At 50.8% G+C, this 23,380-nt stretch carries 21 protein-coding genes; 20 read left to right on the top strand and 1 reads right to left on the bottom strand.

Annotated features, from left to right (window positions below):
- Positions 1-243: 243 nt before the first annotated feature.
- Positions 244-1,740 (top strand): ATPase RavA, encoded by a 1,497-nt coding sequence (gene ravA / locus JTI85_RS01325; RefSeq protein ID WP_048213792.1) that lies wholly within the window; start codon positions 244-246, stop codon positions 1,738-1,740.
- On the top strand, positions 1,734-3,185 hold the full coding sequence (viaA, locus tag JTI85_RS01320; RefSeq protein WP_219352020.1) for an ATPase RavA stimulator ViaA: 1,452 nt from the start codon (positions 1,734-1,736) through the stop codon (positions 3,183-3,185). Before ravA ends, viaA begins: the two co-directional genes overlap by 7 nt.
- 3 nt (positions 3,186-3,188) lie before the next feature.
- Here the strand turns inward: viaA and asnA are convergent, their stop codons facing one another.
- A complete protein-coding gene (asnA, locus tag JTI85_RS01315) occupies positions 3,189-4,181 on the bottom strand; it encodes an aspartate--ammonia ligase (protein ID WP_005121446.1) in 993 nt (330 codons plus the stop codon).
- A gap of 151 nt (positions 4,182-4,332) precedes the next feature.
- Here asnA and asnC point away from each other — a divergent pair, with 151 nt between their 5' ends.
- The 18 genes from asnC to pstA all read left to right on the top strand — a co-directional run bounded on the left by asnC (position 4,333) and on the right by pstA (position 23,376).
- Entirely contained in the window at positions 4,333-4,791 is a 459-nt protein-coding gene (gene asnC, locus JTI85_RS01310; protein ID WP_003023780.1) for a transcriptional regulator AsnC, read from the top strand.
- Between the two features lie 88 nt (positions 4,792-4,879).
- Positions 4,880-5,329: an FMN-binding protein MioC gene (mioC, locus tag JTI85_RS01305; RefSeq protein WP_048213790.1), complete on the top strand. Its 450-nt coding sequence runs from the start codon at positions 4,880-4,882 to the stop codon at positions 5,327-5,329.
- A 372-nt stretch (positions 5,330-5,701) separates the two neighbouring features.
- Positions 5,702-7,591 (top strand): tRNA uridine-5-carboxymethylaminomethyl(34) synthesis enzyme MnmG, encoded by a 1,890-nt coding sequence (gene mnmG, locus JTI85_RS01300; protein ID WP_061066899.1) that lies wholly within the window; start codon positions 5,702-5,704, stop codon positions 7,589-7,591.
- A 102-nt stretch (positions 7,592-7,693) separates the two neighbouring features.
- A complete protein-coding gene (gene rsmG, locus JTI85_RS01295) occupies positions 7,694-8,317 on the top strand; it encodes a 16S rRNA (guanine(527)-N(7))-methyltransferase RsmG (RefSeq protein WP_048213788.1) in 624 nt (207 codons plus the stop codon).
- A 614-nt stretch (positions 8,318-8,931) separates the two neighbouring features.
- Positions 8,932-9,312: a F0F1 ATP synthase subunit I gene (atpI, locus tag JTI85_RS01290; protein WP_048213787.1), complete on the top strand. Its 381-nt coding sequence runs from the start codon at positions 8,932-8,934 to the stop codon at positions 9,310-9,312.
- 8 nt (positions 9,313-9,320) lie between these two features.
- Positions 9,321-10,136 carry a F0F1 ATP synthase subunit A gene (gene atpB / locus JTI85_RS01285; protein WP_005121454.1) on the top strand — a complete coding sequence of 272 codons (816 nt, stop codon included), beginning with the start codon at positions 9,321-9,323 and terminating at the stop codon, positions 10,134-10,136.
- A gap of 46 nt (positions 10,137-10,182) precedes the next feature.
- On the top strand, positions 10,183-10,422 hold the full coding sequence (gene atpE / locus JTI85_RS01280; protein WP_000429386.1) for a F0F1 ATP synthase subunit C: 240 nt from the start codon (positions 10,183-10,185) through the stop codon (positions 10,420-10,422).
- A gap of 59 nt (positions 10,423-10,481) precedes the next feature.
- A complete protein-coding gene (atpF, locus tag JTI85_RS01275; RefSeq protein WP_040232304.1) occupies positions 10,482-10,952 on the top strand; it encodes a F0F1 ATP synthase subunit B in 471 nt (156 codons plus the stop codon).
- A 14-nt stretch (positions 10,953-10,966) separates the two neighbouring features.
- Entirely contained in the window at positions 10,967-11,500 is a 534-nt protein-coding gene (gene atpH / locus JTI85_RS01270) for a F0F1 ATP synthase subunit delta (RefSeq protein WP_048213786.1), read from the top strand.
- Positions 11,501-11,512: 12 nt separating this feature from the next.
- Positions 11,513-13,054: a F0F1 ATP synthase subunit alpha gene (gene atpA / locus JTI85_RS01265; protein WP_003827026.1), complete on the top strand. Its 1,542-nt coding sequence runs from the start codon at positions 11,513-11,515 to the stop codon at positions 13,052-13,054.
- A gap of 50 nt (positions 13,055-13,104) precedes the next feature.
- Positions 13,105-13,968 (top strand): F0F1 ATP synthase subunit gamma, encoded by an 864-nt coding sequence (atpG, locus tag JTI85_RS01260; RefSeq protein ID WP_005121458.1) that lies wholly within the window; start codon positions 13,105-13,107, stop codon positions 13,966-13,968.
- Between the two features lie 26 nt (positions 13,969-13,994).
- On the top strand, positions 13,995-15,377 hold the full coding sequence (atpD, locus tag JTI85_RS01255) for a F0F1 ATP synthase subunit beta (RefSeq protein WP_003023806.1): 1,383 nt from the start codon (positions 13,995-13,997) through the stop codon (positions 15,375-15,377).
- Between the two features lie 20 nt (positions 15,378-15,397).
- On the top strand, positions 15,398-15,817 hold the full coding sequence (locus JTI85_RS01250; RefSeq protein ID WP_005121460.1) for a F0F1 ATP synthase subunit epsilon: 420 nt from the start codon (positions 15,398-15,400) through the stop codon (positions 15,815-15,817).
- A gap of 646 nt (positions 15,818-16,463) precedes the next feature.
- A complete protein-coding gene (glmU, locus tag JTI85_RS01245) occupies positions 16,464-17,834 on the top strand; it encodes a bifunctional UDP-N-acetylglucosamine diphosphorylase/glucosamine-1-phosphate N-acetyltransferase GlmU (RefSeq protein WP_048213785.1) in 1,371 nt (456 codons plus the stop codon).
- 225 nt (positions 17,835-18,059) lie between these two features.
- On the top strand, positions 18,060-19,889 hold the full coding sequence (glmS, locus tag JTI85_RS01240; protein ID WP_219352019.1) for a glutamine--fructose-6-phosphate transaminase (isomerizing): 1,830 nt from the start codon (positions 18,060-18,062) through the stop codon (positions 19,887-19,889).
- Positions 19,890-20,223: 334 nt separating this feature from the next.
- Entirely contained in the window at positions 20,224-21,264 is a 1,041-nt protein-coding gene (gene pstS, locus JTI85_RS01235; protein WP_048213783.1) for a phosphate ABC transporter substrate-binding protein PstS, read from the top strand.
- Positions 21,265-21,526: 262 nt separating this feature from the next.
- A complete protein-coding gene (gene pstC, locus JTI85_RS01230; protein ID WP_048213782.1) occupies positions 21,527-22,486 on the top strand; it encodes a phosphate ABC transporter permease PstC in 960 nt (319 codons plus the stop codon).
- Complete coding sequence (gene pstA / locus JTI85_RS01225; RefSeq protein WP_219352018.1) at positions 22,486-23,376, top strand: phosphate ABC transporter permease PstA; 891 nt, start codon at positions 22,486-22,488, stop codon at positions 23,374-23,376. The genes pstC and pstA overlap by 1 nt, the downstream gene beginning before the upstream one ends.
- Positions 23,377-23,380: the final 4 nt, after the last annotated feature.

Genomic DNA, 23,380 nt, shown 5'->3' with positions numbered 1-23,380 from the left:
CATTGCCGCCTTGGTGCAGCTTGATTGATATGGTGTATATATAAGAAATGTGTGCGTCGTCCCTTGGCCCACAAAAAGGCGCACAGTATGCACGATTAATCGCAAAATCGTACCCCTAAATGAGACCAGATTAATCTGGCTCAAAGAAAAATAAACGCGCCTTCAGTCTATTACAGCCCAGGGGCTAAACATCTATACTCGCTGTTTAACGCGGTACATTTGGCGAAAGGACGCCACTTCATTATGGCTCACCCACATTTATTAGCGGAAAGAATTTCCCGTCTGAGCAATGCGCTGGAAAAGGGACTTTATGAACGTAGTCACGCCATTCGCCTTTGTCTGCTGGCCGCGCTCAGCGGCGAGAGCGTCTTCTTATTAGGCCCTCCAGGGATAGCGAAAAGCTTAATCGCTCGCCGACTGAAGTTTGCCTTTAAAAATGCCCGTGCTTTCGAATATCTGATGACGCGCTTCTCGACACCTGAAGAGGTCTTTGGCCCGCTATCCATTCAAGCGCTTAAAGACGAAGGTCGCTATGAGCGCTTAACAGCAGGCTATCTTCCTGAAGCCGAAATTGTTTTTCTCGATGAAATCTGGAAAGCAGGCCCGGCCATTCTCAACACCCTGCTAACCGCCATTAACGAACGCCACTTCCGCAACGGCGCACACGAGGAGAAAATCCCGATGCGCCTGCTGGTCGCGGCCTCCAACGAACTACCTGAAGCAGACAGCAGCCTGGAAGCATTGTACGACCGTATGCTGATTCGCCTGTGGCTGGATAAAGTACAGGACAAGGCCAACTTCCGGTCCATGCTGTTAAGCCAGCAGGATGAAAGTGACAACCCCGTTCCAACAACGTTACAAGTGACCGATGAAGAGTACTACCAGTGGCAAAAAGACATTGGCAAAATCACGCTTCCCGATCGTGTATTTGAATTGATTTTCACCCTGCGCCAGCAACTGGATGCGCTACCGAACGCCCCCTACGTATCTGACCGTCGCTGGAAAAAAGCAATCCGCTTACTCCAGGCCAGCGCCTTCTTTAGCGGGCGCGATGCCGTTGCGCCTATCGACCTTATTCTGCTGAAAGATTGCCTGTGGTATGACGCGCAAAGCCTGAATCTGATGCAGCAACAAATCGAAATATTGATGACCGGGCACGCCTGGCAGCAGCAGGCAATGTTGACTCGCCTTGGGGCAATAATGCAGCGCCGCATCCAGCTACAGCAGCAGCAAAGTGATAAAACGGCCTTCACGGTAATTCGTCAGGGTGGAATGTTCAGCCGCCGTCCTCATTATGATTTACCGCCGGAAGCCAACACTTCCGTACTGACGCTGCTACTGCAAAAACCCCTAAAACTGCACGATATGGAGGTTATCCATATTGCCTTTGAACGCGGCGCTCTGGAGCAGTGGCTGACTAAAGGCGGTGAGATCCGCGGAAAATTAAACGGTATCGGATTTGCCCAGACGCTGAATATGGAAGTCGACAGCGCTCAGCACCTGGTCGTGCGCGACGTCAGTTTGCAAGGTTCTCGCCTGGCACTACCCGGCGCATCAGAAGAAAGCATGCCCAGTGAGATAAAGCAGCAACTTGAAGCGCTCGACAACGAATGGCACCAGCAGCACAGCGAATTTAGTGAACAGCAAAAATGTCTGTTTATTCATAGTGACTGGTTAGGCCGCATTGAAGCCAGCCTGCAGGACGTCGGTACACAGATCCGACAGGCACAACAATGCTGACCCTTGATACGCTAAATATCATGCTGGCGGTCGGCGAAGAGGGGATGATTGAAGAGATGATCATCGCACTGCTGGCTTCCCCGCAGATGGCGGTCTTTTTCAAAAAATTTCCCCGGCTAAAAAAAGCGATTACTGACGATGTTCCCCGCTGGCGCGAAGCGTTACGTAACCGCCTCAAAGATACCCACGTACCGCCGGAGTTGGCGGAAGAGGTCATGTGCTATCAGCAAAGTCAGCTCCTCTCCACTCCGCAGTTTATCGTCCAGCTACCGCAAATATTAGCGCTCCTGCACCGACTCCACTCGCCATGGGCTGGGCAAGCGCAGCAACTGGTTGATGACAACAGTACTTTTACGCCCGCACTGCATACTCTCTTTCTCCAGCGCTGGCGCCTGAGCCTGGTGGTGCAAACCACCACGCTTAATCAGCAGCTACTGGAAGAAGAACGCGAACAGTTGCTCAGTGAAGTGCAGGAACGGATGACGCTCAGTGGTCAACTGGAACCTGTGCTGGCGGAAAATGACAACGCAGCGGGTCGTTTGTGGGACATGAGCGCGGGCCAAATCAAGCGCAGTGATTATCAGTTGATGGTGAAATACGGTGAATTTCTGACGCAACAACCCGAACTCCAGCGCCTGGCCGAACAGTTAGGTCGTTCCAGAGAGGCGAAATCCGTGCCGCGTAAAGATGCGCCAATGGAAACCTTCCGTACCCTGGTGCGCGAACCGGCAACCGTCCCGGAGCAGGTGGATGGCATCCAGCAAAGTGACGATATCCTGCGCCTGCTACCGCCAGAACTGGCCACGTTGGGCATTACCGAACTGGAATACGAGTTCTACCGACGGCTGGTGGAAAAGCAGCTCCTGACATACCGCCTGCATGGAGAAGCCTGGCGCGAGAAAGTCACGGAGCGGCCGGTTATCCACCAGGATTTTGACGAGCAGCCTCGTGGGCCCTTTATTGTCTGTGTCGATACCTCGGGTTCGATGGGCGGATTTAACGAACAGTGTGCGAAAGCCTTTTGCCTGGCGCTAATGCGCGTCGCCCTTGCCGATAACCGGCGCTGTTTCATTATGCTGTTTTCAACAGAAGTCGTGCGCTATGAGCTATCCGGTCCGGAGGGTATCGAACAGGCGATCCGTTTTTTAAGTCAGCGCTTTCGCGGCGGTACAGATATCGCCAGCTGTTTTCGCGCCATTATTGAACGCATGCAGGGTCGGGAATGGTTTGATGCCGATGCGGTGGTGATCTCAGATTTTATCGCTCAGCGATTACCTGATGAAGTTGTCAATAAAGTGGGGGAATTGCAGCGAGTGCACCAGCATCGTTTTCATGCTGTGGCGATGTCTGCACATGGCAAACCCGGCATCATGCGCATTTTCGATCATATCTGGCGCTTTGATACCGGGATGCGAAGCCGCCTGCTCAGACGCTGGCGGCGTTAATTTTTACAGCAGAGATGCGACGCTTTCACGGACCTGTGCAGGCCACACACCGCACTGAACCTGGCCAATGTGCGGCAACTGCAGCAGCAGCATCGTCAGGCGTGACTGCCCAATACCGCCACCAATGGTCTGCGGCATTTCACCGCGCAGCAGTGCCTGGTGCCACTCCAGACTCAGGCGATCTTCATCTCCGGTCAGAGCAAGTTGGTGTTTCAGCGCATCGGCATCCACGCGGATCCCCATAGAAGACAGTTCAAACGCATCTTCCAGTACCGGGTTCCAGACCAAAATATCACCGTTCAAACCGGCATGACCCAGTTCGGACGCTGAACTCCAGTCATCATAATCCGGAGCACGAACGTCATGACGGTGGCCGTCACTAAGTTTGCCGCCGATCCCGACCAGGAACACCGCGCCCAGCTCTTTTGCAATCGCACGTTCACGACCTTTTGCGTCAAGATCCGGATAACGAGATAACAGCTCCTGGCTATGCACAAAGTGGATCTGCTCTGGCAGGAACGGTGCCAGACCAAATTCTTTGCTTACCGCAGCTTCGGTGGCCTTAATTCCCGCCCAGATAGCCTCTACCGTGCTTTTCAGAGTGGAAAATTGACGCTCACCGTCGCCCATCACGCGCTCCCAGTCCCACTGATCAACATACACTGAGTGCAGCGGGGAGAGGCGATCTTCATCGGGACGCAGGGCCTTCATGTGCGTGTACAGCCCTTCGCCTGCGCTAAAGTCGTGTTGTCCTAACGTTTGACGCTTCCACTTCGCCAGGGAATGAACCACTTCGAATTGAGCGTCCGGCAATGCTTTAACCTTCACCTGCACCGCTTTTTCACAGCCCGACAAGTTATCCTGCGTGCCATCTCCTACGCGGCTGAGGATCGGTGCCTGAACTTCGATCAGACCTAAACGCTCTTCCAGCTGGCGAGAAAAATGAGATTTTACGAAGCTAATTTGACGTTGTTTGGCAATGTAAGCGGTTTTCATTATGTGTACTCCTGTGTCCTGTTGCCTATGATTAAGCAACAGAATGGAGGTAATATTCAATAATCCACAAACAAAAAGCCGACTTCAATTTTGATTCGTTAAAAATAACGTCTAAAATAGAGTGAATCATTAATCTACATAAGAAAAACCTATGGAAAATTATCAGATCGACAATCTGGACCGCGGCATTCTTGACGCCCTGATGGAAAATGCCCGTACCGCCTACGCTGAATTAGCTAAACAGTTCGGCGTCAGCCCGGGGACAATTCACGTTCGTGTAGAAAAGATGAAGCAGGCTGGGATTATTACCGGTGCGCGAATTGATGTCAGTCCAAAACAACTGGGTTATGACGTCGGCTGCTTTATCGGCATTATCCTGAAAAGTGCAAAAGACTATCCGTCAGCGCTGGCCAGACTGGAAAGTCTCGATGAAGTGACCGAGGCGTATTACACCACCGGGCACTACAGCATCTTTATTAAGGTAATGTGTAAATCTATTGATGCCCTGCAACAGGTACTTATCAACAAGATCCAAACAATTGATGAAATTCAGTCCACTGAAACCTTGATCGTCTTGCAGAACCCGATCATGCGTACCATCAAGCCCTGATCGCTTTTTTTAATCCCCTATTTTTCCACAGGTAGATCCCAACTCGCTCACAGCGTACAATGCTGCCTCTTCATCGAGGTAGCGATCAATGGCAGATATCACTCTTATCAGCGGCAGCACGCTTGGCAGTGCGGAATATGTAGCAGAACATCTGGCAGAAAAGCTGGATGACGCCGGTTTTTCCAGCGAAATACTGCATGGACCGATGCTCGACGAGGTTCCTACTCAAGGGGTTTGGCTGGTTATCAGCTCAACGCACGGTGCGGGAGACATTCCGGATAACCTGCAACCTTTATATGACGCATTGCGTGAGCAGAAACCGGATCTTTCGCAGGTACGCTTTGGTGCCATCGGCATTGGTAGCCGCGAATATGACACGTTCTGCGGTGCGATTGACAAGCTGGAAGCTGAACTGAAGGCCTGCGGGGCGAAACAGATCGGTGAAACGCTCAGGATCAACGTACTGGAACATGAGATTCCGGAAGATCCGGCAGAGATTTGGCTGGGATCCTGGCATCCATTGCTCAGAGATTTGTAAAGATCGTACTTTTTTATGTGGATAACTCTGGTTAAAAGCTTGGATCAACCGGTAGTTATCCAAAGAATAACTGTTGTTCAGTTTTTGAGTTGTGTATAACCCTTCATTCTGATCCCAGCTTATACGGACCAGGATCACCGATCATTCACAGCTAATGATCCTCAGCAACCTGTTGATCTTACTTAAAGGATCGCCCTTATCCACAGAAAGGTGCGATCCTAATAAGAGATCACAATAAAACAGATCTCTAAATAAAAAGATCTTCTTTTTAATACCCAGGATCCGAGGTCTTTCTCCATCGACTAAAGTTGAGTAGAATCCACGGCCCGGGCTTCAATCCATTTTCACACCGCATTATGCGAGGCAATTACCATGTTTTATCAGGATCCTTTTGACGTCATCATCATTGGCGGGGGTCATGCAGGCACCGAGGCTGCAATGGCCGCGGCGCGAATGGGTCAACAGACCCTGCTGTTGACACACAATATCGACACTCTGGGACAGATGAGCTGTAACCCGGCGATTGGCGGCATTGGGAAGGGACACCTGGTAAAAGAAGTGGATGCACTTGGCGGCCTGATGGCAACCGCAATTGACCATGCTGGTATCCAGTTTAGAATACTAAACGCCAGCAAAGGCCCGGCAGTTCGCGCCACCCGTGCTCAGGCGGATCGCGTGCTCTATCGTCAGGCTGTACGTACTGCGTTGGAGAACCAGCCGAATCTGATGATCTTCCAGCAAGCGGTTGAAGATCTGATTGTTGAAAACGATCGTGTTGTCGGTGCAGTGACTCAGATGGGTCTGAAGTTCCGTGCCAAAGCGGTTGTATTAACCGTAGGGACTTTCCTCGACGGGAAAATTCACATTGGTCTGGACAACTACAGCGGTGGCCGTGCTGGCGATCCGCCGTCTATCCCACTGTCACGTCGCCTGCGTGAGCTACCGCTGCGCGTTAGCCGTCTGAAAACCGGCACACCGCCGCGTATAGATGCGCGTACCATCGATTTCAGCGTACTTGGCCAGCAAAACAGCGATAACCCAATGCCGGTCTTTTCGTTCCTTGGCGATGTTTCTCAACATCCGCGCCAGATGCCGTGCTACATCACGCATACTAACGAGAAAACCCATGATGTGATCCGTAATAACCTCGATCGTAGCCCGATGTACGCTGGCGTGATCGAAGGTATCGGCCCACGTTACTGCCCGTCGATCGAAGACAAAGTGATGCGCTTTGCCGATCGTAACCAGCACCAGATCTTCCTTGAACCGGAAGGACTGACGTCTAACGAAATTTACCCGAACGGTATTTCCACCAGCCTGCCGTTTGACGTGCAGATGCAAATTGTCCGCTCCATGCAGGGGATGGAAAATGCCAAAATTGTCCGTCCTGGCTATGCTATTGAATATGATTTCTTCGATCCACGCGATCTGAAGCCAACCCTGGAAAGTAAGTTCATTCAAGGTCTGTTCTTTGCTGGTCAGATTAACGGTACAACCGGTTACGAAGAAGCCGCTGCGCAAGGTTTGCTGGCGGGTCTGAACGCCGCACGCTTGTCCGCTGACAAAGAGGGGTGGGCACCTGCGCGTTCTCAGGCCTATCTTGGTGTGCTGGTGGATGACCTGTGTACGCTGGGCACCAAAGAACCGTACCGCATGTTTACTTCGCGTGCAGAATACCGTTTGATGCTGCGCGAAGATAACGCCGATCTCCGTCTGACCGAAATTGGTCGTGAACTGGGTCTGGTGGGGGATGAACGCTGGGCGCGCTTCAATGAAAAACTGGAACGCATCGAACAAGAACGCCAGCGTCTGAAATCTACCTGGGTGAACCCGCTTGCCGAATCTGCAGCAGAAGTGAATGCTCACCTGGCGACACCTCTGTCACGCGAGGCCAGTGGTGAAGATCTGCTGCGTCGTCCGGACATGACCTATGCACAGCTGACGTCATTGTCTGTATTTGCACCCGCGCTTGATGATCCTCAGGCGGCTGAACAGGTTGAAATTCAGGTTAAGTACGAAGGTTATATTGCCCGTCAGCAGGATGAAATCGAAAGACAACAGCGTAACGAGAATACGTTGCTGCCTGCGACTCTGGATTATCGTCAGGTTTCCGGTTTGTCGAATGAAGTTATTGCCAAGCTGAACGATCACAAACCGGTATCAATCGGCCAGGCATCGCGCATTTCAGGTGTCACGCCTGCCGCCATCTCCATTCTGCTGGTTTGGCTGAAAAAACAAGGTATGCTGCGCCGTAGCGCTTAATCACACTATTTGGGCGGGGGCGTTTCGCTTGCCCGCCCTGCAAATTTGTCGACCCGATAAGCTATAGCGTATCGGGTCATTGATTATTAACAGGTAACGACCGTGCTCAACAAACTCTCTCGTCTGCTGGCTGATGCTGGTATTTCTCTTACCGATCACCAGAAAAATCAGCTGATTGCGTATGTCGATATGCTGCACAAATGGAATAAAGCGTACAACCTGACATCGGTGCGGGATCCCAACGAAATGCTGGTGCGCCATATTCTGGACAGCATTGTTGTCGCCCCCCATCTGCAAGGCGAGCGTTTTATTGATGTCGGCACGGGACCGGGCTTACCAGGAATTCCTCTTTCTATCGTGCGTCCTGAGGCGCATTTTACTCTGCTGGATAGTCTGGGAAAACGCGTACGTTTTCTGCGTCAGGTACAACATGAACTTAAACTGGATAACATCACTCCAGTGCAAAGCAGGGTAGAAGAATTCCCTTCCGAGCCACCTTTTGATGGCGTGATAAGTCGTGCTTTTGCATCTCTTAACGACATGCTGAGCTGGTGCCACCATTTACCTGGTCAAAACGGGCGTTTTTATGCTTTAAAAGGGCAATTACCGGAAGATGAGATCGCCACATTGCCTGCGGCGTTCAGCGTCGAATCAGTTGTAAAATTACGGGTTCCACAACTGGATGGTGAGCGTCATTTGGTGGTTATTAAGCCAAACAAAATTTAATTTTTATCAAAAAAAATAGAAAAAAAACGGCTCTTCAGGTGTTAAAAGTCATAGGGAATAGTGTGGTTAAATGTCGTTACATTTCACTAATGTCTTACGGTTTTGCATCATAACTATAACGTACCGTTTTTTGTTAAAAGTGAAACAAGTCAACTGTGAAAATATCAGCCTGCTAAAAATAGAATCAAAGAATCACCGCTTGTGTTAATTTTTTATTATAAATGTCAATGGGTGGTTTTTTTGTTGTTATTCGCTATTTTTAAAACAGTAACGGATTTTAGGCTTAAATATCAAAAAGTTGAAATGGCATCATTTGCCAAGTAAATAAATAGTGCAGGGGCGAATATGCTTAATATGTGATCTGGTGCACGCTTTGCAGCCAGTGTTTACGCGGCTTTTGCAGTTTTGCATGATCGTTCACAGTTTGCCGAAAAGTAATAAATGTGGCCTGGAGAAAAATATTTAAACATTTATTCACTTTTTAGCTACTTATTGTTTGAAATCACGAAGCCGCACCGTATAATTTGACCGCTTTTTGATGCTTGACTCTAAGCCATAAAGAACGTTTTATACGACACGCGGCATACCTCGAAGGGAGCAGGAGTAAAAACGTGATGTCTATGTCGCTCTTGAGTCGAAACGTTGCTCGTAAGCTTTTGCTCACACAGCTTCTGGCGGTAATAGCAAGTGGATTGCTGTTTAGCCTCAAAGACCCTTTCTGGGGCATCTCCGCATTGTGCGGGGGATTGGCAGTGTTACTGCCTAATATGTTGTTTATGATATTTGCCTGGCGTCACCAGGCACATACACCAGCAAAGGGCCGAGTGGCCTGGACGTTCGCTTTCGGCGAAGCCTTCAAGGTGTTAGCTATGCTGGTTTTGCTTGTGGTGGCGTTGGCGGTTTTGAAGGCGGTGTTCTTACCGCTGATCGTTACGTGGGTTTTGGTGCTGGTGGTTCAGATACTGGCACCGGCTGTAATTAACAACAAAGGGTAAAAGGCATCATGGCTTCTGAAAATATGACGCCGCAGGAATACATAGGGCACCATCTGAATAACCTTCAGTTGGACCTGCGTACTTTCTCGCTGGTAGATCCGCATAACCCCCCAGCCACCTTCTGGACGCTCAATATTGACTCCATGTTCTTCTCGGTGGTGCTGGGTCTGTTGTTCCTGCTTATGTTCCGTAGCGTTGCTAAAAAGGCAACCAGCGGCGTACCAGGGAAATTTCAGACCGCGATTGAGCTGGTAATCGGCTTTGTTCATGGCAGTGTCAAAGACATGTACCATGGCAAAAGCAAGGTTATCGCACCGCTTGCCCTGACGATCTTCGTTTGGGTCTTCCTGATGAACCTGATGGATTTACTGCCAATCGACCTGCTGCCGTATATTGCTGAGCATATACTGGGCCTGCCGGCGCTGCGCGTGGTTCCGTCTGCGGACGTAAACATCACCCTGTCGATGGCGCTGGGCGTGTTTATCCTGATTCTGTTCTACAGCATCAAAATGAAAGGCATCGGCGGCTTCGCGAAAGAGTTGACGCTGCAGCCGTTCAATCACTGGGCGTTCATTCCTGTCAACTTAATCCTTGAAGGGGTAAGCCTGCTGTCCAAACCAGTTTCTCTTGGTCTGCGACTGTTCGGCAACATGTACGCTGGTGAGCTGATTTTCATTCTGATTGCTGGTCTGTTGCCGTGGTGGTCACAGTGGATTCTGAATGTGCCGTGGGCCATTTTCCACATACTGATTATCACGCTGCAAGCCTTCATCTTCATGGTTCTGACGATTGTCTATCTGTCGATGGCGTCTGAAGAGCATTAATTTACCAACACTACTACGTTTTAACTGAAACAAACTGGAGACTGTCATGGAAAACCTGAATATGGATCTGCTGTACATGGCTGCCGCTGTGATGATGGGTCTGGCGGCAATCGGTGCTGCGATCGGTATCGGCATCCTCGGGGGTAAATTCCTGGAAGGCGCAGCGCGTCAACCTGATCTGATTCCTCTGCTGCGTACTCAGTTCTTTATCGTTATGGGTCTGGTGGATGCTATCCCGATGATCGCTGTAGGTCTGGGTCTGTACGTGATGTTCGCTGTCGCGTAGTAAGCGTTGCTTGAATTAAGAGCAATATCAGAACGTTAACTAGATAGAGGCATTGTGCTGTGAATCTTAACGCAACAATCCTCGGCCAGGCCATCGCGTTTGTCCTGTTCGTTCTGTTCTGCATGAAGTACGTATGGCCGCCATTAATGGCAGCCATCGAAAAACGTCAAAAAGAAATTGCTGACGGTCTTGCTTCTGCTGAACGAGCACATAAGGATCTTGACCTTGCAAAGGCCAGCGCGACTGACCAGCTGAAAAAAGCGAAGGCGGAAGCTCAGGTAATTATCGAGCAGGCAAACAAACGCCGCGCTCAGATCCTGGACGAAGCTAAAACTGAAGCAGAGCAGGAACGTACTAAAATCGTGGCACAAGCGCAGGCGGAAATTGACGCCGAGCGTAAACGTGCTCGCGAAGAGCTGCGTAAGCAAGTTGCTGTCCTGGCTGTTGCTGGCGCCGAGAAGATCATCGAACGTTCCGTGGATGAAGCTGCTAACAGCGACATCGTGGACAAACTTGTCGCTGAACTGTAAGGAGGGAGGGGCTGATGTCTGAATTTATTACGGTAGCTCGCCCCTACGCCAAAGCAGCTTTTGACTTTGCCGTTGAGCACCAAAGCGTTGACCGTTGGCAGGATATGCTGACGTTTGCCGCTGAGGTGACGAAGAACGAACAAATGGCAGAGCTTCTCTCTGGCGCGCTGGCGCCGGAAACGCTCGCTGAGTCGTTTATCGCAATCTGCGGTGAGCAGTTGGACGAAAATGGCCAGAACCTGATTAAGGTAATGGCTGAAAATAACCGTCTTAATGCGCTCCCGGATGTTCTTGAGCAGTTTATTCACCTGCGTGCAGCCAGTGAGGCTATCTCTGAGGTAGAAGTCACTTCTGCCAATGCACTGAGTGATGAACAGCTTACGAAGATTAGTGCAGCGATGGAAAAACGTCTGTCACGCAAAGTTAAGCTGAATTGCAAAATCGATAAGTCTGTAATGGCAGGCGTAATCATCCGTGCGGGTGATATGGTCATTGATGGCAGCGTACGCGGCCGTCTTGAGCGCCTTGCAGACGTCTTGCAGTCTTAAGGGGACTGGAGCATGCAACTGAATTCCACCGAAATCAGCGAACTGATCAAGCAGCGCATTGCTCAGTTCAGTGTTGTGAGTGAAGCTCACAACGAAGGTACTATTGTTTCTGTAAGTGACGGTGTTATCCGCATCCACGGTCTTGCTGACTGTATGCAGGGGGAAATGATCTCTCTGCCGGGTAACCGTTATGCTATCGCACTGAACCTGGAGCGCGACTCCGTAGGTGCAGTTGTGATGGGTCCATACGCTGACCTCGCCGAAGGCATGAAGGTTAAGTGTACGGGTCGTATTCTGGAAGTTCCGGTTGGCCGTGGCCTGCTGGGTCGTGTGGTGAACACTCTGGGTTCCCCAATTGACGGTAAAGGTCCGGTTGATAACGATGGCTTCTCGCCAATCGAAGTTATCGCACCAGGCGTAATCGAACGTCAGTCCGTAGATCAGCCGGTACAGACCGGTTATAAATCCGTTGATGCCATGATCCCAATCGGTCGTGGTCAGCGTGAGTTGATCATCGGTGACCGTCAGACCGGTAAAACCGCGATGGCAATCGATGCCATCATCAACCAGCGTGACTCCGGCATCAAATGTGTGTACGTGGCTATCGGCCAGAAAGCGTCCACCATTTCTAACGTGGTTCGTAAACTGGAAGAACACGGCGCACTGTCCAACACCATCGTTGTTGTGGCGACCGCGTCTGAATCTGCTGCACTGCAATATCTGGCACCTTATGCTGGTTGCGCAATGGGCGAATACTTCCGTGACCGCGGTGAAGATGCACTGATCGTTTATGATGACCTGTCCAAACAGGCTGTTGCTTACCGTCAGGTTTCCCTGCTGCTCCGTCGTCCGCCAGGACGTGAAGCATTCCCGGGCGACGTATTTTACCTCCACTCCCGTCTGCTTGAACGTGCTTCCCGCGTTAACGCAGAATACGTTGAGAAATTCACCAATGGTGAAGTTAAAGGTAAAACTGGCTCCCTGACCGCTCTGCCGATTATCGAAACCCAGGCGGGTGACGTTTCCGCGTTCGTTCCGACCAACGTAATTTCCATTACCGATGGTCAGATCTTCCTGGAAACCAACCTGTTCAACTCCGGTATTCGTCCGGCTGTTAACCCGGGTATCTCCGTATCCCGTGTAGGTGGCGCAGCGCAGACCAAGATCATCAAGAAACTGTCCGGTGGTATCCGTACCGCGCTGGCACAGTATCGTGAACTGGCAGCGTTTTCTCAGTTCGCTTCCGACCTTGACGAAGCTACGCGTAAGCAGCTGAGCCACGGTCAGAAAGTAACTGAACTGCTGAAGCAGAAACAGTATGCCCCAATGTCTGTTGCACAGCAGGGCGTGGTGCTGTTTGCGGCTGAACGCGGTTACCTCGAAGATGTGGAACTGGCGAAAATCGGTAGCTTCGAAGCCGCTCTGCTGGCTTACGTTGACCGTGATCACGCTCCGCTGATGCAAGAGATTAACCAGTCCGGTGGCTATAACGATGAAATCGAAGGCAAGCTGAAAGCTATCCTCGATTCCTTCAAAGCAACCCAGTCCTGGTAACGTCTGGCGGTCTGTCTTAGGGCGGACCGCAAGGCATTGAGGAGAAGCTCATGGCCGGCGCAAAAGAGATACGTAGTAAGATCGCAAGCGTCCAGAACACGCAGAAGATCACTAAAGCGATGGAGATGGTCGCCGCTTCCAAAATGCGTAAATCGCAGGATCGCATGGCGGCCAGCCGTCCTTATGCAGAGACCATGCGCAAAGTGATTGGTCACCTTGCGAATGGTAATCTGGAATATAAGCACCCTTACCTGGAAGAACGCGACGTTAAGCGCGTGGGCTACCTGGTGGTGTCGACCGACCGTGGTCTGTGCGGTGGCTTGAACATTAACCTGTTCAAAAAGCTGCTGGCGGATATGAAAACATGGTCCGATAAAGGCGTTCAGTGCGACATCGCAATGATCGGCTCTAAGGGCGTGTCTTTCTTTAATTCCGTAGGCGGTAACGTGGTTGCTCAGGTAACCGGTATGGGGGATAACCCTTCCCTGTCCGAACTGATCGGCCCGGTTAAAGTGATGCTGCAGGCCTACGATGAAGGTCGTCTGGACAGACTGTACGTTGTCAGCAACAAATTTATTAACACCATGTCTCAGGTTCCTACTCTCACTCAACTGCTGCCTTTACCGGCTTCAGAAGATGAAGAGTTAAAACAAAAAGCCTGGGATTACCTGTATGAACCAGACCCGAAACCGCTGCTGGATACCCTGCTGCGTCGTTACGTTGAATCTCAGGTTTATCAGGGCGTGGTAGAAAACCTGGCCAGCGAGCAGGCCGCACGTATGGTGGCGATGAAAGCCGCGACCGACAATGGCGGCAGCCTGATTAAAGAGCTGCAGTTGGTATACAACAAAGCTCGTCAGGCCAGCATTACTCAGGAACTCACCGAAATCGTCGGTGGTGCATCCGCGGTATAACCAGGTTAATTCGTAGAGGATTCAAGATGGCTACTGGAAAAATTGTCCAGGTAATCGGCGCCGTGGTTGACGTCGAATTCCCTCAGGATGCCGTACCGCGCGTGTACGATGCTCTTGAGGTTATGAATGGTAAAGAGAGCCTGGTGCTGGAAGTTCAGCAGCAGCTCGGCGGCGGTATCGTACGTACCATCGCCATGGGTTCTTCCGACGGTCTGCGTCGTGGTCTGGAAGTTAAAGACCTCGAGCACCCGATCGAAGTCCCGGTAGGTAAAGCAACGCTGGGTCGTATCATGAACGTTCTGGGTCACCCGATCGACATGAAAGGCGATATCGGAGAAGAAGAGCGTTGGGCTATTCACCGCGCAGCACCTTCCTATGAAGAGCTGTCCAGCTCTCAGGAACTGCTGGAAACCGGCATCAAAGTTATCGACCTGATGTGTCCGTTCGCTAAGGGCGGTAAAGTTGGTCTGTTCGGTGGTGCGGGTGTAGGTAAAACCGTAAACATGATGGAGCTTATTCGTAACATTGCGATTGAGCACTCCGGTTACTCTGTGTTTGCGGGTGTAGGTGAACGTACTCGTGAGGGTAACGACTTCTACCACGAAATGACCGACTCCAACGTTCTGGATAAAGTATCCCTGGTTTATGGCCAGATGAACGAGCCGCCGGGAAACCGTCTGCGCGTTGCGCTGACCGGTCTGACCATGGCTGAGAAATTCCGTGACGAAGGTCGTGACGTACTGCTGTTCGTCGATAACATCTATCGTTATACCCTGGCCGGTACGGAAGTATCCGCACTGCTGGGTCGTATGCCATCAGCGGTAGGTTACCAGCCGACCCTGGCGGAAGAGATGGGTGTTCTGCAGGAACGTATCACTTCTACCAAAACCGGTTCTATCACCTCCGTTCAGGCGGTATACGTACCTGCGGATGACTTGACTGACCCATCCCCAGCAACCACCTTTGCTCACTTAGATGCAACCGTGGTACTGAGCCGTCAGATCGCATCTCTGGGTATCTACCCGGCAGTTGACCCGCTGGACTCCACCAGCCGTCAGCTGGATCCGCTGGTTGTTGGTCAGGAACACTACGACACCGCGCGTGGCGTACAGTCCCTGCTGCAGCGTTATCAGGAACTGAAAGACATCATCGCCATCCTGGGTATGGATGAACTGTCTGAAGAAGATAAACTGGTGGTAGCACGTGCGCGTAAAATTCAGCGCTTCCTGTCCCAGCCGTTCTTCGTTGCGGAAGTATTCACCGGTTCTCCGGGTAAATACGTTTCCCTGAAAGACACCATCCGTGGCTTTAAAGGCATCATGGAAGGCGAATACGACCACCTGCCAGAGCAGGCGTTCTACATGGTTGGTTCTATCGACGAAGCCGTAGAAAAAGCCAAAAAACTTTAACGCCTTAATCGGAGGGTGATATGGCAATGACTTACCACCTGGACGTCGTCAGCGCAGAGCAACAAATGTTCTCTGGTCTGGTCGAAAAAATCCAGGTAACGGGTAGTGAAGGTGAACTGGGTATTTTCCCGGGTCACGCACCGCTACTCACCGCCATTAAGCCTGGTATGATCCGCATCGTTAAACAGTTCGGTCATGAAGAGTTTATCTATCTGTCCGGCGGCATTCTTGAAGTGCAGCCTGGCAACGTGACCGTACTGGCTGATACCGCGATTCGCGGGCAGGATCTCGATGAAGCGAGAGCCCTGGAAGCGAAACGTAAGGCTGAAGAGCATATTAAGAGCTCTCATGGTGACGTGGATTACGCTCAGGCATCTGCGGAACTGGCCAAAGCGATCGCGAAACTGCGCGTTATCGAGTTGACCAAAAAAGCGATGTAACACCGGCTTGAAAAGCACAAAAGCCAGTCTGGTTTCCAGGCTGGCTTTTTTTGTTTTGTTGCATAAACATTTAAAGTGAAATCTGTTTTGTGATTTAGATCAAAAAAGTTGATTGGTTAAAAAATGCGGCGTAGACTCTTTTTATGTGATGAATATCACATAATTAACTCAAATAAAAAGAGATGCCAACATGAAATTACTCAATAAAATCATCGCCATGTTCAGCAATATGAGCTTTTAGCTTTTACCTGCCCGTCCTGTGGCGCGATGCTTGATACGGTTTATCAGTCAGCGCCACTTGTTGTTATAGATCCTCTCTTCCTCCTCTTCTCCCTCAACTTTTTATTTTCGCGTACGCATTTTCAGTTTCTTACTGAATCACATAAATAAAATCGGACTTTGCATGTGTAACTCTTTATTCATGCGGTAAAAAAATAGCAAAAACATTAACCTAAGGCTTTAATAAGAGCATGCTCCTGGTTTTTGGGAGACAAAAGGCGCCGATATAGTCGAAAATAGTGAGTTAATAGTTAGGGATTTTCCCCTATTGAACGTTTTATCTTCGGCCCATTTCATGATGAAAAAAATGTAGTATTTTCAATATGAAAGGGTATAAATTCGTTCTCAAATGACAGTCAGGATGTGTATGTTGAATAATGCTATGAGCGTCGTGATCCTTGCCGCAGGCAAAGGTACACGTATGTATTCCGATCTTCCTAAAGTGCTGCACACTCTCGCAGGAAAAGCGATGGTGCAGCATGTTATTGATGCCGCTAATGAATTAGGCGCAACTCATGTACACCTGGTCTACGGGCACGGTGGTGATTTGCTTCAGCAGACGTTGAAAGATGGCAATCTGAACTGGGTTCTGCAGGCAGAGCAGTTGGGAACCGGTCATGCTATGCAGCAGGCTGCACCGTTCTTTGGTGATGACGAAGACATTTTAATGCTCTATGGCGATGTGCCGTTAATCTCCACTGAAACGTTACGCCGCCTGCGCGATGCTAAACCTCAGGGGGGTATTGGCTTATTAACCGTAAAACTGGACGACCCAACCGGCTATGGGCGCATTACGCGTGATAACGGCAGCGTTACTGGCATCGTTGAGCATAAAGATGCGACCGACGAGCAACGCAAGATCCAGGAAATTAACACCGGCATCCTGATTGCCAATGGCGCTGATATGAAGCGCTGGTTATCTAAACTGACCAACAACAACGTGCAGGGTGAATATTACATCACCGATATCATTGCGATGGCGTACCAGGAAGGTCGTGAAATTGCTGCTGTACATCCGGCACGTATTAGCGAAACCGAAGGGGTGAACAACCGCCTTCAGTTATCCCGTCTTGAACGTGTCTATCAGTCCGAACAAGCAGAGAAACTGCTGTTAGCTGGCGTTATGTTACGCGATCCCGCACGTTTTGATCTTCGCGGTTCGCTTATTCACGGGCGCGATGTTGAAATTGATACTAACGTTATCATTGAAGGTAACGTAACCCTTGGCGATCGCGTCAAGATTGGTACTGGCTGCATTATCAAAAATAGCGTAATTGGCGATGGCTGTGAGCTTAGCCCGTACAGCGTGGTGGAAGATGCCCATCTGGAAGCGGCATGTACTATCGGGCCTTTTGCGCGTCTGCGTCCGGGCGCTGAGCTGCAGGAAGGCGCACACGTGGGTAACTTCGTCGAAATGAAAAAAGCGCGTCTGGGTAAAGGTTCTAAAGCCGGTCATCTGACCTATCTGGGCGATGCTGAAATTGGCGATAACGTGAACATCGGCGCGGGGACGATCACCTGCAATTACGATGGTGCTAATAAATTTAAAACCATTATTGGTGATGATGTGTTTGTGGGTTCGGATACTCAACTGGTGGCGCCTGTCACCGTGGGTAAAGGCGCGACGATCGCCGCTGGAACCACAGTGACGCGTAATATCGCTGATAACGAACTGGTATTAAGCCGTGTACCGCAGGTCCATAAACAAGGTTGGCAGCGCCCGGTGAAGAAAAAGTAAGTGATTTTTGCCGGATGGCGGCCTACGTGCGATGACGTTCTGTAGGCCTGATAAGCGTGAGTGCCATCAGGCAGACAAGAGATGAGGGGATAATATAATCCTCCGCTCAACAAGCAGTACCTATAAAAATAACCCCACTCTCTACAAGGCTCGGGGCGCCCGGAAAGGGCANATACAGGTCAGCGACAACGACAGGCACAATGCCTAAATTCGGAATCAAAAAATATGTGTGGAATTGTTGGCGCTATCGCGCAGCGTGATGTAGCTGAAATCCTTCTCGAAGGTTTACGTCGTCTGGAATATCGTGGTTATGACTCAGCCGGTCTGGCTGTTGTTGATGCTGAAGGTAACATGACCCGTCTGCGTCGTCTGGGTAAAGTGCAGATGCTGACTGCTGCTGCGGAAGAACATCCGTTACACGGTGGTACGGGTATCGCTCACACCCGCTGGGCAACACACGGCGAACCTTCAGAAGCAAACGCGCATCCGCATGTTTCTGAGCACATTGTGGTGGTGCATAACGGCATCATCGAAAACCATGAACCGCTGCGTGAAATGTTGAAAGCGCGTGGTTACATCTTTGTGTCTGAAACGGACACCGAAGTGATTGCTCACCTGGTGCATTGGGAGCTGGAACAGGGCGGTACACTGCGTGAAGCGGTATTGCGTACTATTCCGCAGCTGCGCGGTGCCTACGGCACAGTGATCATGGATACCCGTAATCCAGAAACTCTGCTGGCGGCCCGTTCTGGTAGCCCGCTGGTGATTGGTCTGGGTATGGGTGAAAACTTCATCGCTTCCGATCAGCTGGCGCTGCTGCCGGTAACCCGTCGCTTCATCTTCCTGGAAGAGGGTGACATCGCGGAAGTGACTCGTCGCTCTGTCTCTATCTTCGACAAGTCTGGTGCGGAAGTTAAACGTCAGGATATCGAATCGAATCTGCAATACGACGCGGGCGAAAAAGGTATTTATCGCCACTACATGCAGAAAGAGATCTATGAGCAACCGAACGCGATTAAAAATACGCTGACTGGGCGTATCAGTCATGGCGAAGTGGATTTAAGTGAGCTTGGCCCTAATGCCAATGCGTTGCTGTCTCAGGTCGAGCATATCCAGATTATTGCCTGCGGCACGTCATACAACTCAGGCATGGTATCCCGCTACTGGTTTGAGTCGCTGGCCGGCATTCCTTGTGATGTGGAAATTGCTTCTGAGTTCCGTTATCGCAAATCCGCTGTGCGTCGTAACAGTTTGATGATTACCCTGTCTCAGTCCGGTGAAACGGCGGATACCCTGGCGGGTCTGCGCTTATCTAAAGAGCTGGGCTATCTGGGGTCGCTGGCAATCTGTAACGTTCCAGGCTCTTCTCTGGTACGTGAATCTGACCTGGCGATGATGACCAATGCCGGGACCGAAATCGGCGTGGCCTCCACGAAAGCATTTACCACCCAACTGACTGTTCTGCTAATGCTGGTGGCGAAGCTGGCTCGTCTGAAAGGTCTGGATGCGACTATTGAACAAGAGATTGTTCACGGGTTACAGGCGCTGCCGAGCCGTATTGAGCAGATGCTGTCACAGGACAAGCGTATTGCCGCACTGGCGGAAGACTTCTCTGACAAACACCATGCACTGTTCCTTGGTCGTGGCGATCAGTACCCCATTGCGCTGGAAGGCGCCCTGAAGCTGAAAGAGATTTCTTATATTCACGCAGAAGCGTATGCCGCTGGTGAGCTGAAGCACGGTCCGCTGGCGCTGATTGACGCGGATATGCCGGTTATCGTGGTTGCACCGAACAACGAGTTGCTGGAAAAACTGAAATCCAACATTGAAGAAGTGCGTGCCCGTGGCGGCCAGTTGTACGTCTTCGCCGATCAGGATGCAGGATTTATCAGTAATGAAAATATGCATATCATCGAGATGCCGCATGTGGAAGAGGTGATTGCACCGATCTTCTATACCGTTCCGCTGCAACTGCTGGCGTATCATGTGGCGCTGATTAAAGGTACTGACGTGGACCAGCCGCGTAACCTGGCGAAGTCGGTTACCGTGGAATAAGCGATACCTCGCTGAACTGAAAATGCCCTGCTCAAAGCGGGGCATTTTTTTAAACGCGTTCTGTTTTTAATCAATTATCCCGCCTGTTTTATGTGACAAACCGTCATCTTCAGCTACTGTTTTCAGTGTCATAAAAAGAAAATTTTGCCGAAATATGATTGTCATATAATCTATTAACTTGCTGTTTTTATACAATTTTTAATTGTTCTTGGCGCATTATTTTTCATTGTCATAAAACTGTCATATTTCGTACATTTAACTGTCACCTGTTTGTCCTATTTTGCTCACAGTAGCAACTCAAACAACAATTTACGAAAACCGTGCAGGAGACATTATGAAAGTTATGCGTACCACTGTCGCAACTGTTGTCGCCGCGACCTTATCTATGAGCGCGTTCTCTGCCTTTGCTGCAGCGAGCCTGACAGGTGCTGGTGCAACTTTTCCTGCGCCAGTGTATGCCAAATGGGCTGATACTTATCAGAAAGAGACTGGTAGCAAAGTAAACTACCAGGGTATCGGCTCCTCCGGTGGTGTAAAACAAATTACCGCAAATACCGTTGATTTCGGTGCATCTGATGCGCCGTTATCTGACGAGAAGCTGGCTCAGGAAGGTCTGTTCCAGTTCCCGACAGTGATCGGCGGTGTGGTGCTGGCGGTGAATATCCCTGGCCTGAAGTCCGGAGAGCTGGTGCTTGACGGTAAAACCCTGGGCGATATCTACCTCGGCAAAATTAAGAAGTGGGATGATGAAGCCATCACCAAACTGAACCCGGGTCTGAAGCTGCCTTCTCAGAACATTGCCGTTGTGCGTCGTGCAGATGGTTCCGGTACCTCCTTCGTCTTCACCAGCTACCTGGCGAAAGTGAACGAAGAGTGGAAATCTAAAATTGGCGCAGGCTCTACTGTGAACTGGCCGACCGGTCTGGGCGGTAAAGGTAACGACGGTATCGCTGCGTTCGTCCAGCGTCTGCCAGGCTCTATCGGCTACGTTGAGTACGCTTATGCTAAGCAGAACAACCTGGCATACACCAAACTGGTTACTGCTGATGGTAAGCCGGTAAGCCCGACAGAAGAAAACTTTGCTAATGCAGCTAAAGGCGCTGACTGGAGCAAAACCTTCGCTCAGGATCTGACTAACCAGAAAGGTGACAATGCGTGGCCAATCACTTCCACCACCTTCATCCTGGTTCACAAAGAGCAGAAGAAGCCTGAGCAGGGCGTTGAAGTGCTGAAGTTCTTTGACTGGGCGTACAAAAATGGCGGCAAACAGGCCAACGACCTGGATTACGCCAGCCTGCCGGACAGCGTGGTTGAGCAGATTCGTGCTGCATGGAAGACCAATGTGAAAGACAGCAGCGGTAAAGCGCTGTACTAAATACCCGTCATACTTCGAGCCGCAGCTGTGTTGGCTGCGCTTGTTCACTCCAGTTACATAGTAAATCTATGCTCCTGGGGATGAATGAGGGACATCCTTGTCCCTCACCGAAGGCAGCCTCCGGCTGTTCAAATTCGTTCCTGACGAATTTGTCACAAGCTTGCCGCCTTGCTGCAACTCGAATTATTTAGGGTATGGCATTACGTTAGCTGGGAAGCACGATAAAATGCGCGCTTCCTGGCCCAAACTTAAAGAGTGATTTATGGCTGCAACCAAGCCTGCTTTTAACCCACCGGGTAAAAAGGGTGACATGATCTTCAGCGCGCTGGTAAAACTGGCTGCGCTGATTGTGCTATTGATGTTGGGTGGCATTATTGTCTCTCTGATCATCTCCTCCTGGCCAAGCATCCAGAAATTTGGTTTCTCATTCCTTTGGACCAAAGACTGGGATGCGCCAAATGATATCTACGGCGCACTGGTACCGATTTACGGTACGCTGGTCACCTCACTTATCGCACTGCTGATCGCCGTTCCGGTGAGTTTCGGCATTGCTTTGTTCCTGACGGAACTTGCACCTGGCTGGCTGAGACGTCCGCTGGGTATCGCTATTGAACTGCTGGCGGCGATCCCGAGTATCGTTTACGGCATGTGGGGCCTGTTTATCTTTGCCCCGCTGTTTGCGACGTATTTCCAGGAGCCGGTCGGTAATATTCTTTCCAACATTCCGTTTGTTGGCGCACTGTTTGCTGGCCCGGCATTTGGTATCGGTATTCTGGCGGCTGGCGTGATCCTCGCCATCATGATCATCCCGTACATTGCGGCAGTTATGCGTGATGTGTTCGAACAAACGCCGGTACTGATGAAAGAGTCAGCCTACGGTATTGGCTGTACTACCTGGGAAGTTATCTGGCGTATCGTTCTGCCGTTCACTAAAAATGGTGTCATTGGCGGCGTAATGCTGGGTCTGGGTCGCGCGCTGGGTGAAACCATGGCGGTGACCTTTATCATCGGTAACACCTACCAGCTCGACAGTGCCTCGCTGTACATGCCGGGCAACAGTATTACCTCTGCGCTGGCGAATGAATTTGCCGAAGCGGAATCTGGGCTGCACGTTGCCGCGTTGATGGAGCTGGGTCTGATTCTGTTTGTGATCACCTTCATCGTACTGGCTGCGTCTAAGTTCATGATCATGCGCCTTGCGAAAAATGAGGGGGCACGCTAATGGCTACGCTGGAAATGCAAAACACCACCGCACTGGCAGAATCACGCCGTAAAATGCAGGCGCGTCGCCGTCTGAAGAACCGCATCGCGCTGACGCTCTCAATGGCGACGATGGCATTTGGTCTGTTCTGGCTTATCTGGATCCTGATGTCCACGATTACCCGCGGTATTGACGGTATGTCGCTGGCGCTGTTCACCGAAATGACGCCGCCGCCGAATACGGCAGGTGGTGGTCTGGCGAACGCCCTGGCCGGTAGCGGTCTGTTGATTCTGTGGGCGACCGTGTTTGGTACCCCGCTCGGCATTATGGCGGGTATCTACCTGGCTGAGTATGGGCGTAAGTCCTGGCTGGCTGAGGTCATCCGTTTTATCAACGACATTCTGCTTTCTGCACCATCCATCGTGGTCGGTCTGTTCGTTTACACCATCGTGGTAGCAAAAATGGAACACTTCTCCGGCTGGGCGGGCGTGATTGCGCTGGCGTTGCTGCAGGTACCTATCGTTATTCGTACCACTGAGAACATGCTCAAACTGGTTCCGGATAGCCTGCGTGAAGCCGCCTATGCGCTGGGTACGCCGAAGTGGAAGATGATTTCTGCAATCACCCTGAAGGCGTCTGTATCGGGCATTATTACCGGTATTCTGCTGGCAATTGCCCGTATTGCAGGTGAAACGGCTCCGCTGCTGTTTACGTCGCTCTCCAACCAGTTCTGGAGCACTGACATGATGCAGCCTATAGCCAACCTGCCGGTCACGATCTTTAAGTTTGCGATGAGCCCATTTGCTGAATGGCAACAACTGGCCTGGGCTGGGGTACTGATTATTACCCTGTGCGTACTGCTGCTGAACATTCTGGCGCGCGTCATTTTCGCGAAGAAGAAATACGGTTAATTTT

It is taken from the genome of Citrobacter sp. Colony219, from assembly GCF_019382635.1.
GTDB lineage: Bacteria > Pseudomonadota > Gammaproteobacteria > Enterobacterales > Enterobacteriaceae > Citrobacter > Citrobacter youngae.
The sequence above is the reverse complement of the archived record's forward strand: the minus strand, read 5'-3'. Positions and strand labels throughout refer to the sequence as shown.

Coding starts and splice junctions, on each gene's coding strand:
- ravA (WP_048213792.1), top strand. CDS start 244: ATGGCTCACCCACATTTATTAGCGGAAAGAATTTCCCGTCTGAGCAAT.
- viaA (WP_219352020.1), top strand. CDS start 1,734: ATGCTGACCCTTGATACGCTAAATATCATGCTGGCGGTCGGCGAAGAG.
- asnA (WP_005121446.1), bottom strand. CDS start 4,181: ATGAAAACCGCTTACATTGCCAAACAACGTCAAATTAGCTTCGTAAAA.
- asnC (WP_003023780.1), top strand. CDS start 4,333: ATGGAAAATTATCAGATCGACAATCTGGACCGCGGCATTCTTGACGCC.
- mioC (WP_048213790.1), top strand. CDS start 4,880: ATGGCAGATATCACTCTTATCAGCGGCAGCACGCTTGGCAGTGCGGAA.
- mnmG (WP_061066899.1), top strand. CDS start 5,702: ATGTTTTATCAGGATCCTTTTGACGTCATCATCATTGGCGGGGGTCAT.
- atpI (WP_048213787.1), top strand. CDS start 8,932: ATGTCTATGTCGCTCTTGAGTCGAAACGTTGCTCGTAAGCTTTTGCTC.
- atpB (WP_005121454.1), top strand. CDS start 9,321: ATGGCTTCTGAAAATATGACGCCGCAGGAATACATAGGGCACCATCTG.
- atpE (WP_000429386.1), top strand. CDS start 10,183: ATGGAAAACCTGAATATGGATCTGCTGTACATGGCTGCCGCTGTGATG.
- atpH (WP_048213786.1), top strand. CDS start 10,967: ATGTCTGAATTTATTACGGTAGCTCGCCCCTACGCCAAAGCAGCTTTT.
- atpA (WP_003827026.1), top strand. CDS start 11,513: ATGCAACTGAATTCCACCGAAATCAGCGAACTGATCAAGCAGCGCATT.
- atpG (WP_005121458.1), top strand. CDS start 13,105: ATGGCCGGCGCAAAAGAGATACGTAGTAAGATCGCAAGCGTCCAGAAC.
- atpD (WP_003023806.1), top strand. CDS start 13,995: ATGGCTACTGGAAAAATTGTCCAGGTAATCGGCGCCGTGGTTGACGTC.
- JTI85_RS01250 (WP_005121460.1), top strand. CDS start 15,398: ATGGCAATGACTTACCACCTGGACGTCGTCAGCGCAGAGCAACAAATG.
- glmU (WP_048213785.1), top strand. CDS start 16,464: ATGTTGAATAATGCTATGAGCGTCGTGATCCTTGCCGCAGGCAAAGGT.
- glmS (WP_219352019.1), top strand. CDS start 18,060: ATGTGTGGAATTGTTGGCGCTATCGCGCAGCGTGATGTAGCTGAAATC.
- pstS (WP_048213783.1), top strand. CDS start 20,224: ATGAAAGTTATGCGTACCACTGTCGCAACTGTTGTCGCCGCGACCTTA.
- pstC (WP_048213782.1), top strand. CDS start 21,527: ATGGCTGCAACCAAGCCTGCTTTTAACCCACCGGGTAAAAAGGGTGAC.
- pstA (WP_219352018.1), top strand. CDS start 22,486: ATGGCTACGCTGGAAATGCAAAACACCACCGCACTGGCAGAATCACGC.